The 10,856-nt window shown below is 77.3% G+C and carries 7 protein-coding genes and 1 pseudogene; 1 reads left to right on the top strand and 7 read right to left on the bottom strand.

The features are described from left to right. The 5 genes from Q6969_RS08300 to Q6969_RS08280 all read right to left on the bottom strand — a co-directional run. Window positions 1-1,665 (bottom strand): heavy metal translocating P-type ATPase (locus tag Q6969_RS08300; RefSeq protein ID WP_317230002.1); only part of this gene is annotated, 1,665 nt, incomplete at its 3' end. 1 nt (window position 1,666) lies between these two features. Then, window positions 1,667-1,882, bottom strand: coding sequence for a heavy-metal-associated domain-containing protein (locus Q6969_RS08295; RefSeq protein ID WP_094115387.1), 216 nt, complete (start codon window positions 1,880-1,882; stop codon window positions 1,667-1,669). An 80-nt stretch (window positions 1,883-1,962) separates the two neighbouring features. Then, complete coding sequence (locus tag Q6969_RS08290) at window positions 1,963-2,244, bottom strand: metal-sensitive transcriptional regulator (RefSeq protein ID WP_015489737.1); 282 nt, start codon at window positions 2,242-2,244, stop codon at window positions 1,963-1,965. A gap of 152 nt (window positions 2,245-2,396) precedes the next feature. Further along, the gene (locus Q6969_RS08285; protein ID WP_317230001.1) at window positions 2,397-3,824 is read right to left on the bottom strand and encodes a phosphomannomutase/phosphoglucomutase; all 1,428 of its coding nucleotides are present in this window, start codon (window positions 3,822-3,824) and stop codon (window positions 2,397-2,399) included. Next, window positions 3,821-4,042, bottom strand: coding sequence for a DUF3499 family protein (locus Q6969_RS08280; protein ID WP_015489735.1), 222 nt, complete (start codon window positions 4,040-4,042; stop codon window positions 3,821-3,823). Before Q6969_RS08280 ends, Q6969_RS08285 begins: the two co-directional genes overlap by 4 nt. Before the next feature lie 45 nt (window positions 4,043-4,087). Between Q6969_RS08280 and Q6969_RS08275 the strand changes: the two genes are divergently transcribed. Further along, a complete protein-coding gene (locus Q6969_RS08275; protein ID WP_094115385.1) occupies window positions 4,088-4,531 on the top strand; it encodes a metallopeptidase family protein in 444 nt (147 codons plus the stop codon). Window positions 4,532-4,591: 60 nt separating this feature from the next. On the opposite strand, the gene Q6969_RS08270 is transcribed toward Q6969_RS08275, so the two are convergent. Then, window positions 4,592-6,109 carry a DUF5719 family protein gene (locus Q6969_RS08270; RefSeq protein WP_317230000.1) on the bottom strand — a complete coding sequence of 506 codons (1,518 nt, stop codon included), beginning with the start codon at window positions 6,107-6,109 and terminating at the stop codon, window positions 4,592-4,594. Further along, window positions 6,096-10,856: pseudogene (locus Q6969_RS08265) on the bottom strand (hypothetical protein); the annotation flags it as partial. The pseudogene Q6969_RS08265 and the gene Q6969_RS08270, both read right to left, overlap by 14 nt.

Below are 10,856 nucleotides of genomic sequence, written 5' to 3'. Positions count from 1 at the left end.
GCCCGCCGCCTCGACCACGGCCCGCGCCACCGGGTGCTCGGAGCGCGCCTCGAGGGCGGCCGCGAGGCGGACGAGCTCGCCGGCGTCGACCCCGGCGGCCGGGACGGCGCGCACGAGCGACATGACGCCCGTGGTGACCGTGCCGGTCTTGTCGAGGAGCACGGTATCGATGCGGCGGGGGGGCTCGAGCACCTGCGGTCCGGTGATGAGGATGCCGAGCTGGGCGCCGCGGCCCGTCCCCACGAGGAGCGCGGTCGGCGTCGCGAGCCCGAGGGCGCACGGGCACGCGATGATCAGGGTCGCGACGGCGGCCGTGAACGCGGCCTCCGGCGGGAAGCCGAGCAGCAGCCAGCCGGCGAGCGTGCCGAGCGCGAGCACGAGGACGACGGGCACGAAGACGGCCGACACGCGGTCGGCGAGGCGCTGGATGCGGGCCTTGCCGGTCTGCGCCTCCTCCACGAGGGCCGCCATCCGGGCGAGGCGGGTCTCCTCCCCCACGCGCGTCGCGCGCACGAGGAGGCGGCCGCCGGCGTTGAGGGTCGCTCCGGTGACGTCGTCGCCCGGTCCGACCTCCTCCGGCAGGGACTCGCCCGTGAGGAGCGACCGGTCGACCGCGCTCGCGCCGTCGACGACCACGCCGTCGGTGGCGATGCGCTCGCCCGGACGCACGACGAACTCCTCGCCGACGCGCAGGGCGCCGATCGGGATGCGCCGCTCGACGCCGTCGCGCACGACCGCCACGTCCTTCGCGGCGAGGTCGAGGAGCGCCGCGAGGGCGGCGCCGGATGCGCGGGCGGCGCGCGCCTCCAGGTAGCGCCCGCCGAGGATGAACACGGTGACGGCGGCGGCGACCTCGAGGTAGATGTCGCCGGATCCCGCGCCCGGCTCCCCGACGAGGGCCATGGTCATCGTCATGCCCCGCTCCCCCGCGTCGCCGAGGAACAGGGCGTAGAGGGACCACAGGAACGCGGCCGCGACGCCGATGCTCACGAGCGTGTCCATGCCCACGCCGCCGTGGCGGGCGCTCACCGCGGCGGCGCGGTGGAACGGCCACGCGCCCCAGACGGCGACGGGCGCCGCGAGCGCGAGGGAGAGCCACTGCCAGTCGGGGAACTGCAGCGCCGGGATCATCGCCATGAGGAACACCGGGACGGTGAGCGCGGCGGAGACGACGAGCCGCTGCCGGAGCGCGAGCTCGTCGGCGTCGGGGACGCGCGCGGCGACGGCGTCGCGCGGGCCGGTCTCGGCTGAGGCCGGGGCCGGGGCCGCGGTGGTGGATGCGGTCCGCGCCGCGGGGGCGGTCACCGCCGCGGATGCGGGGGCGGGAGGGGCGTCGACGGCCGGAGCGTCCGCGGGGACCGCCGCCTCGACGAGGGCGGCACCCCCCGCCTCCGGCACGCTCCCCCGCGCGGCGCGCTCGCTGGCGCGGTAGCCGGTCCGCTCGATGGTGCGGATGGCGTCCTCGACGCTCACGCCCTCGGGCAGCCGCACGCGCGCCCGGTGGGTCGCGTAGTTGACGGCCGCCTCGACGCCGGGCATGCGGCCGAGCTTCCGCTCGATGCGCATGGCGCACGACGCGCAGGTCATCCCCTGCACGTCGAGGTCGACGCGGGTGAGGGCGGCGTCTTCCGCGACGGGGGCGGATCCGGTGACGGGCTCGGTCATGTCAGAGCCCCGCGACGTACCCGGCCTCGTCGACCGCGGCGCGCACGGCCTCGGGGTCGAGCGGGCCGTCGCTCTCGACGGTGACCGTGGATGCCCCGCCGACGACGAGGTCGACGGCCACGGACGCGACGCCCGGGAGCTCGCCGACCTCCTCGGTGACGCTCGCGACGCAGTGGGCGCAGGTCATGCCGGTGACGGGGAAGGTCGTGGTGGTCATGGGGTCTCCTTCTCGGGGGTTCGCAGGTGGGGGGGCGTCGGGGGCGCGACGGACGGCGGCCGACGCGGCCGCCGGGCGGATCAGGAGCGGACGAGCCGCGCGATGGCGGCGGAGGCCTCGCGCACCTTGTCGTCCGCGACCTGGCCTCCCTCGCGCGCGGCCTCGGCGAGGCAGTGGGCGAGATGGTCGTCGAGGAGCTTCAGCGCGACGGTCTCCATGGCGCGCGTGACGGCCGAGACCTGCGTGAGCACGTCGATGCAGTACGTGTCGGACTCGACCATGCGCTCGATGCCGCGCACCTGGCCCTCGGCGCGACGCAGCCGCTTGAGGATGTCGTCCTTGCCCTCGCTGTACCCGACCATGGCGGCCACCTCCCGTTCCCCTCCACGGTACCCCCTAGGGGTATTCAAGGGAACCCCCCGGGGGTATCTCGTCATGGACGGCACCGCCGGCACGCACGACGACGCCGCGCCCCTCGAGGAGGGACGCGGCGTCGGGGGCGGTGCGGTGCGGGTCAGGCCCCGCGGATGAGCCCCAGGAGCTCGTCGCGGAGGGACGCCATGCGCTCCTCGGTCGAGGCCTCGACGTTCAGGCGCAGCAGCGGCTCGGTGTTCGACGGGCGGACGCTGAACCACCAGAAGGCGCCGTCGGCGTCGACCGGGCCGTCGACCGTGAGGCCGTCGAGCTCGTCGAACTCGCCGCGGCCGCGGAACGCCTCGACGATGCGCTCGTAGGCGGCCGGCACGTCGTCGACCGTGCTGTTGATCTCGCCCGAGAGCGCGTAGGGCGTGTAGCGCGCCGACAGGTCGGACATGAGGCCCTCGCTCTGGCCGAACTCCGCGAGCAGGTGCATGGCGGCGAGCATGCCGTTGTCGGCGCCCCAGAAGTCGCGGAAGTAGTAGTGCGCGGAGTGCTCGCCGCCGAAGACGGCGCCCGTGGCGGCCATCTGGTCCTTGATGAGCGAGTGGCCGACGCGCGTGCGGACCGCCGTGGCGCCCGCCGCCTCGATCGTCTCGGGGACGATGCGCGAGGTGATGAGGTTGTGCAGCACGGTGACCTCGTCGTCCGGCGACTGCGCCTTCACGCGCGAGATCTCGCGGAGCGCGACGACCGCCGCGACGGCGCTGGGCGTGACCGCCTGACCCTTCTCGTCGACCACGAAGCACCGGTCGGCGTCGCCGTCGAAGGCGAGGCCGAGGTCGGCGCCGTGCGCGACGACGGCCGCCTGCAGGTCGACGAGGTTCGCGGGCTCCAGCGGGTTCGCCTCGTGGTTCGGGAAGGTGCCGTCGAGCTCGAAGTAGAGGGGGATGATCTCGATGGGCAGCTCGGGGAGGCCGGCCGCCGTGCCGAGGACGGCGGGGACGGTCATGCCGCCCATGCCGTTGCCGGCGTCGACGACGACGCGCAGCGGGCGGATGGCGGAGAGGTCCACCAGCTGGCGGAGGTAGCCCGCGTAGTCGGCGAGGACGTCGCGCTCGCGCACCTGGCCGGCCGGCTCGACGGCGGCGATGCCGTCCGAGAGGAAGCCGATGGCGCGGTCGCGGATGGCCGCGAGGCCCGTGTCGAGGCTGATGCCCTGGGCGCCCGCGCGGGAGAACTTGAGCCCGTTGTAGGTGGCCGGGTTGTGGCTCGCGGTGAACATGACCGCGGGCGCGTCGAGGGACCCGGACGCGAAGTAGGTCTCGTCGGTGGAGCAGAGGCCGATGAGCAGCACGTCGGCGCCGCGGGCCGTGGCGCCCTCGGCGAAGGCCCGGGCGAAGGACGGCGAGGAGTCGCGCATGTCGTGGCCGACGACGACCTCGCTGCCGGCCGCGTCGAGCTCGTCGACGAAGCCCGCCCCGAGCGCCGTGACCAGCTCCTCCGTGAGCTGGCTTCCGACGAGACCTCGCACGTCGTAGGTCTTCACGATGGCGGTCAGGTTCTCGGCGGCAGTCGTCGTCATGCTCCGAAACCTACCTCACCGAGCACGCCGTGCCGGACGATCTGCCAGCCCTGCGGGGCCGAGAGACGGGCCGCGTGGCGGTCGCACAGGTCGTAGCTGTGGGGCTCGGAGTCGTGGCTGAGGGGACCGAGGACGGCCATGGAGTCGGCGTAGACGTAGGTGAGCGTGGTCGTGGCGCCGCCGGTGCAGCCGACGCGGGAGCAGGGCCTGTTCGTCATGTCGGGCCCACACTACCGCCGACGCCGGGGCCGTACGATGGGGCCATGCCACGTCCACGCCGCCGGGGAGGCCACGTCTCGATCCGCGGCTCCTGGCGCGACCGGCACGGCCGCGGCCTCCGCTCCCCCGTCACCGGGCCCGAGCTCCCGGTGCTGCGCACGCGCGCCGACCTCTTCGACCAGACCGTCGCGTCCGCCGCCGAGTACCTCCGCGGCCTGTGGCCCGATGAGCTCGACCGCGTCTCCTTCGAGGTCGCCGCCCTCCCCGCCGAGAACAGCGAACGGGACGGAATCGACCGCTGGAGCGTCCTCGAGGACCAGCGTCGCGTCATCTTCTACCGGCTCCCCATCGAGCGCCTCGCGCACCTCCACGAGGACGACGAGCACCACCAGCGCGCGCTCGTCGAGGGCTGCGTCTTCCGCGCGGTCGGGGAGCTCCTCGGGAAGGACCCGTGGGACCTCGCCCCGGACAGGTACGACCCGCACTAGCGGCGGATCCCGACCGCCCAGCAGGCTTCCGCGTCACGGGCGCGGGTGCCCGCGCGGGGCTCAGGGGTGGACGCGCAGGGGGTCCGCGGCCGGCAGCACGGGCACCACGGGCAGGGCGGCGGACCGCCCCGGCTCGGCGAGCGTCACGGTGGCCGTGAGGCCCGTCGCGCCCTCGAGCAGGTAGGTGCGCCCGGCGGCGACCTCGACCGACGCGGCGGATCCCGCGGGCACCTGGACCTCCACGGCCTCGGAGCCGTCCGTCGGCCGCGCCGTCACGGTCGCGGCGCCGTCCCCGGCGTTCCGGACGTGGAGGAGCGGCGCGGGGCCCTCGGGGACGGACACGAGCGCGTCCCGGGTGAGCGCCTCCGCGGACGGCAGCCAGGCGAAGTCGGTGGCGCCGCCCTCGGCCGCGCCCGACACGCTCCGCACGGCGGCCGTGACGGGGACCGAGCTCTGCACGCTCACGGCGTAGCGGCCGTCGGGGAGGTCGGTGACGGGCACGTCGAGGGTGCGGCCGGCGTCGGCCTGCACCGTGAAGGTGGTGCCCGTGCCGTCGGTGCCGTCCTCGGGGGCGACGCTCACGCTGACGTCGGCGTCCTCCGTGCCGGGCACGAGGATCCGCACGGCCGTCTCGCGGTCGGGGTCGGTGCCGGGGTCCGAGCCGGCGCCGGGGGCGGATCCGCCGTCGTCGGCCGCGGGGGCCTCCTCCCCCTCCACGGGCGGCGCGGGCGCGGACGCGGAGTCGATGCGGAGCCCGGTCATCGTGAGCCGGGTGGCGGGGGCCGCGGCGGGGCCGATCCAGTCGACGCCGCCCGCGAGGAGGCCCCGCACGGTGCTCTGCTCCAGCCGCGCGACGACCTGTCCGCCGCGGCTCTGGACGTGCACGGCCGGGGAGGCGAGGTCGGGGGCGAGGCCCGCGAGGCTGAGGACGCGCCGGCTGCCGGCCGGGACGGTGATGCCGCTCGCGCCGGGAGCGCTCACGGGGCCCTCCTCGCCCGCGATGGCGAGGTCCACGGTCGACGAGACGCCGGACGGGTTGTCGAGCACGACGAACGTGGTGCGGCCGGTCGTCGTGGCCCCGCCGACGAGCCAGGACTCGGCCGTCGCCTCGGCGCACGGGACGGCCGCGAGCCCGGCGAGGTCGCCCTCGCCGGCGATCTCGGACGCGGCGCCCGCGAGGTCGGTCGGCTCCCCGTCCACGTCGCCCGCGACCGCGAGCACGGACGCCTGGCTCGAGTCGCCGCCCTGGACGTCGGGGGCGGGGATGCGGGAGGTGCGGACCCCGGGTGCGCCGTCGGCGGCGCCGGCGACCGCGGATCCGCTCGTCACGGCGGCGCTGCCGACGGCGACCGCGGTCGTGGTGGAGGAGGCGTCCGCCTCGGGCGGGCGCAGGAGGGCGCCCGCGCAGACGCGCTGCTGGTCGGTGGCGACGGGCGTCACGAGGACGGAGGGCGCGCTCTCCCCGCCCGCCGCCGGCGGCAGCAGGAGCGCCCCGGCGACGACGACCCCGAGCACGGCCACCCCGGCGATCCCGGTGGTCACGCGCGTCGCGATGCGCACGGCGTCACGCCTGGCCATCTGTCCTCCTGCGGTCGTCGTCGTCGGCGCCGGGGCCGCGTTCGCGGTCCTCGGGGTCGGCGTCCTCGCGGTCCGGGCGTCCGCCCTCGGCGGGCGCGTCCACGTCGTCGTCGTCGAGCCGGCGCTCCCCCGCCTGCGGGATGTCGCCGAAGGCCGCGGACTCGACGCTCGCGCCCGTGGCCTCGTCCAGGTAGGCGGGCATGCCGCGGTCGTCGTGCTCGGGGCGCGGCTCGTCCGCGTCCGCGGGACGGGCGTCGGCGGCGACCACGGGCTCGCGGTACGCGGGGAGGGGACGGCTGCGCGCGGCCAGGCGGCCCGTGGGGATGGCGAGCAGGAGCGTGAGGGCGAAGACCAGGGCCTGCGCCGCGAGGACGCCCGCGCGTCTCGGGTCGTCGAGGTTCCCGGGGGCCGGGACCCGGGCGTCGAGGTCGTCGCTGCCGACGAAGCGCCAGAGGAGGCCGGCCTCGGTCTCGCCGACCACCGTGAACACGGGATCGTCGTCGAGGGCCGAGCGCGCGCGGTCGTGGAGCGCCGCCTGGGCCGTGCCCGCGGGCGGGGCGAGCAGCACGTAGCTGATGCCGAGGCCCCGCAGCTCCTCGGTCGCGTCGAGGCCGGACCGGGAGGACACGTTGCCGGCGAGCTCGGCGACGCGCTGCTGCGTGTCCGTGAGCGGACCTACGGCGGAGTCGATCGTGGAGACCTGCTCGAGCGTCCGGCCGGTGCCGCGCTCCACGTCCGCGGTGAGCGAGCCGTCGTCGGCGGCGCGCAGCACGAGCGTGCCCACGGAGGGGTCGGTCGCCGCCTCCGCGACGACGAGGCCTGGCAGGGAGGTGTCGGCGGTGGCGCGCACCGCGGTGGACCCGGCGACCGCCGCCGCGACGAGCGGGAGCGCCAGCACGACGAGCGTCACCGCGGCGACGAGCCCGGGGACGACGGAGCGGCGCCCGAGGGTGGCGAACCCGAGCACCAGGGCGCCCGCCAGGCCGAGCCAGAGGAGGCTGAGGCCGGATCCCGGCCACACGGCGACCACGTCGGGGCCGCTCGCCTGCACGACGGTGCGCGCGGCGAGGACGGCGGTGGCGAACCCGAGCACCGTCACGCCGAGCGCGAGGGCGGCGCGGTGCGATCCGCGGAGGAACAGCGCCGCGAGGGCGCCGAGGGCGAGCGGGGCGACGAGCACCGCGACGACGACGAGCGGCACGGCGGCCGGCAGGCCGAGCCCGAGGCCGTCGACGAACGCCATCCAGCCGCCGAGGCCGGAGACGGGGAAGCCGAGGGCGAGCCCCGGCACGTCCGCGGGGGTGAAGGCGGCGGGTACGGCCGGGTCGGCGGCGAGGGCGAGCGGCTGGCCCTGCATGAGGCGGTAGGCGACGAGGGGCGCGACGAGCGCGACCAGCGGGACGGGGATGGTGACGAGCCGGCCCGCACGGCGGCCGGCGCGCACGGTGGCGACCAGCCAGAGCACGAGGACGGCGGGCACGAGCGACGGGGCCGACGCTCCGACGGCGGCCATGAGGATCCCCGCGACGGCCGACGCCGACCACGACCGGGGGGCGCGCAGCACCGCCAGCGCGAGCCACGGGAGCAGCAGGTGCGCGAGCACGGCCGGCAGGCGGCCCTCGCCGAGCGCCACGAGGAACGTCGGCGCGAGCGTCCAGACGAGCGCCGCGAGCGCCCGCAGCCATGCGTTCCGGGTGAGCTGCGCGGCGCAGAGCCACGCGGCCAGCGCGGCGAGCGGCAGGGCCGCCACGAAGAGCCCCAGCACGGCGAGGGAGGGCTCCCACGCGGTGACGCTGCCGAGCACCGCGAGCACGTACGCGAACGGGTCGGACGGGGCCACGGGTCCGGCGCCCGAGCCCCGCACGCCGATGCCGACCTGCGCCCACAGCGCACCGGCGCTCGGCCCGAGCGGCAGGAGCTGCCCGCCGGTGAGCGCGGTGCCGGAGAGCCGCGGCAGCCACATCACGGCCGCCAGGAGGAGGGCGGCGAGGAGCAGCGGCGCGCCGCTCCCGGTGCGGCGCGACCCGTCCGGGCCGGCGCGGAGGGACGACAGCGGGCCCCGCTCGAGGGCGGCGGCGACCAGCAGCAGGACCCCGGCCGGCGGGAGGACGTACGGCTCGACCGATCCGACGTCCCCGCGGGCGAGCGCGACCCAGAGGGCTGCCGAACCGAGGACGAGGGCACCCCAGCCCAGCCGGCGGCGACCCGCGGACCGCGGATCGAGGGACGTGATCAGCACGGCGCTCGCCCCGAGGAGCAGGGCGAGCGGGAGACCCGGCGCGTCCACCACGGCGGTCGCGGCGACGGCGAACAGCACGAGCACGCCCACGGCCCCGTCCGCCGCGTGCCCCGCCGGACCCTGGACCCGACGGGGGCCGCCGGCATCCGCGGTCCGGGCTCCCAGGCGCGCGGCGGCGCCGACCGCGGCGATGAGGACCGCGGTCACGACCGGCACCGCGACCGCCCCGGTGTCCGCCGCGGGGGACGCCGACCGCCACGCCGCGAGGGCGACGACGACCGCCGAGACGTGGGCCACGGCCGTCACGACATCGAGGAGGCGACGATGAGCCGTGCGGATCGCGAGGAGGGCGCCGGCGCCGGCCACCAGGAGGACGGTTGCGGCGAGGGGTCGCGTCACGCCCTGGTCGGGCCGGACGGAGACCACCATCACCAGCGCCGTGAGGACGGGGACCACCGCGATCGCGGCCCCGGCGATGCGGCTGTCGGCGGCGTCCCGGGCGGCCCGCAGGATGAGGGCGCCCGTCGCCACCAGGAGCGCGCACGTGACCACGAGCTGCGCGTCGACGGCCCATGTGCGCTCGACCGGCGCTGCCGCCAGGCGGATCGCACGGGTGGCGCCGAGGGCGAGGAGCCCCAGACCGCCGCCGACGACCGTCGCGCGGAGGAGCGGGCGGACTGCGGACGGGACCCGGCCGAGTCCCGCGGCGGCGGACAGGGCGAGCGCGGCCAGCACCGCGGTGGCGATGAGCGGCCGGAGGACGTCGTCCGCGCGCCCGGCGGGCGCCAGGGGGAGGGCGGCCGTGAGGATCCCTGCGAGCACCAGGGACGTGACACCCCGTCGCACCCGCGGACCGTGCGCGTCGGCCTCGGGCCGGTCGACGCGGAGCGCTGCCCGATGCAGCAGGGCCCCGACGGCGAGGAGCGTCCCGGCGATCGGGAGGACGTAGGCCTCGACGAGGCGGACGTCCGTCGCCAGGAGGCGCGACCACAGTGCGGCGATCCCCAGGCCGAGGGCCGTCCACGCCCAGATGCGCCGCGCGCTGCGGGAGAGGAGGAGGCCGTCGGCGGCGGTCGAGAGGACGAGGGAGGCGACCGCCAGGACGACGAGCGGGATCCACACCCGGTCCTCTCGTCCGCTGTCTGCCCCGCCGACGACCGCGATGAGGAGCGCCGCGGCGCCCACTGCGACCGAGCCGGCGTCCAGGGCCACGCGCAGCGCCCGGGACGCGCGGAGGTAGGCGAGGCGCCCGGCCGCGATCACCATGAGGGCGACAGCGGCGGGGAGGATGCCGGAGGTCAGTCCGCGCGACGGCAGCAGGACGGCGACCGTGATCACGGCGGCGAGGGCCACCGGCGCGATCAGCGCAGCCGTCGCCGACCTCGTCAGCCGCTCCCGGGTGATCCGGCTGCGCGGACCGCGGGATCGACGCGACGGGATGGCCGCCGGGACTCCAGCGGGTGCGTCCTCGGCGGGCACGTCTGCGGTCGGCGCGGCCCCGACCCCGAGTCGGGCGACGATCGGTCGCTGCCCGGAGCCCGGGGGCTCGACGAGCTCGACGACTTCGCCGGGGGTGCGCTCGGGACGCGGCGGGAGGGGGCGGAGCCCGACGCCCCCGGCCGTCCACGCGACGAGTCCGGCGGCGAGGAGCACCTGCGCCACCACGGGCCAGGCGGGCGCGGAGGTCAGGCTCCCACCCGCGCCGTCGGCTCCCGCCAGCATCACGAGGAGGGACGCGACCAGCCCGGGGAGGAGCGACGTGACGAGCACCAGGCTCCGCCGCGCTCCGGGCGCGGAGCGCAGGAGACCGGCGACGAGGACGAGGGCACCGGACGTCGCGAGCACGAGGACCACGGGATCGGACGCATCTCCGAAGGTCGCGGAGGGGGGAGGTCCGCCGATGACGCCGGCGTGGCGCAAGGACGGCGCCAGGGCCGCGACGGAGAGCAGGGTGCCCGCCGCCGCGACGACGGTGGCGCTGCCACGAGCCCCGGCGCTGCGCCCGGTGCGGGCGACGACGGCGAGGAGCCCCAGGAGGACGGGGGTGGCTGCCCACCACGTGGGTGCGCTGCCCCACGAGGCGAGCCAACCCGCGACGGCGGCGGCGATGCCGAGCGCGCTCACGGGAGCGGAACGGGCATCGAGGAGGACGCGGGCGCCGACGGTCGGCCCCGGCTCCGGCTCCGGGACGGTGCCGTCGGCATCCGCGGTGGACGGGTCGCTGCGGGACGGGGCCGCCTCGGCCCGGATCCCGAGCGCCACCACGGCGGCCGCCACCAGGACGTACAGGGCCACGACGGCGGCGAGCGGGCCGATGGCGGGGATCGCGACCACCACCACGACCGCGCCCGACCAGGCGAAGGCGCCGCGTCGCGCAGCCAGCCGACGCCCGAGGACGGAGGCGCCGAGCACGAGGAGCCAGGCCGCGACGACGCCGAGGACCGCGGCCCTGCCGTCGGCCGCCGCCCCGAGGGCGCCGGTCTCCCGCGCCAGCTCCCGCACCGGGTC

It is taken from the genome of Clavibacter sp. MX14-G9D, assembly GCF_032917815.1.
Lineage (GTDB): Bacteria > Actinomycetota > Actinomycetes > Actinomycetales > Microbacteriaceae > Clavibacter > Clavibacter michiganensis_K.
The sequence above is the reverse complement of the archived record's forward strand: the minus strand, read 5'-3'. Positions and strand labels throughout refer to the sequence as shown.

Coding starts and splice junctions, on each gene's coding strand:
- Q6969_RS08285 (WP_317230001.1), bottom strand. CDS start 3,824: ATGACGACGACTGCCGCCGAGAACCTGACCGCCATCGTGAAGACCTAC.
- Q6969_RS08290 (WP_015489737.1), bottom strand. CDS start 2,244: ATGGTCGGGTACAGCGAGGGCAAGGACGACATCCTCAAGCGGCTGCGT.
- Q6969_RS08280 (WP_015489735.1), bottom strand. CDS start 4,042: ATGACGAACAGGCCCTGCTCCCGCGTCGGCTGCACCGGCGGCGCCACG.
- Q6969_RS08295 (WP_094115387.1), bottom strand. CDS start 1,882: ATGACCACCACGACCTTCCCCGTCACCGGCATGACCTGCGCCCACTGC.
- Q6969_RS08275 (WP_094115385.1), top strand. CDS start 4,088: ATGCCACGTCCACGCCGCCGGGGAGGCCACGTCTCGATCCGCGGCTCC.
- Q6969_RS08270 (WP_317230000.1), bottom strand. CDS start 6,109: ATGGCCAGGCGTGACGCCGTGCGCATCGCGACGCGCGTGACCACCGGG.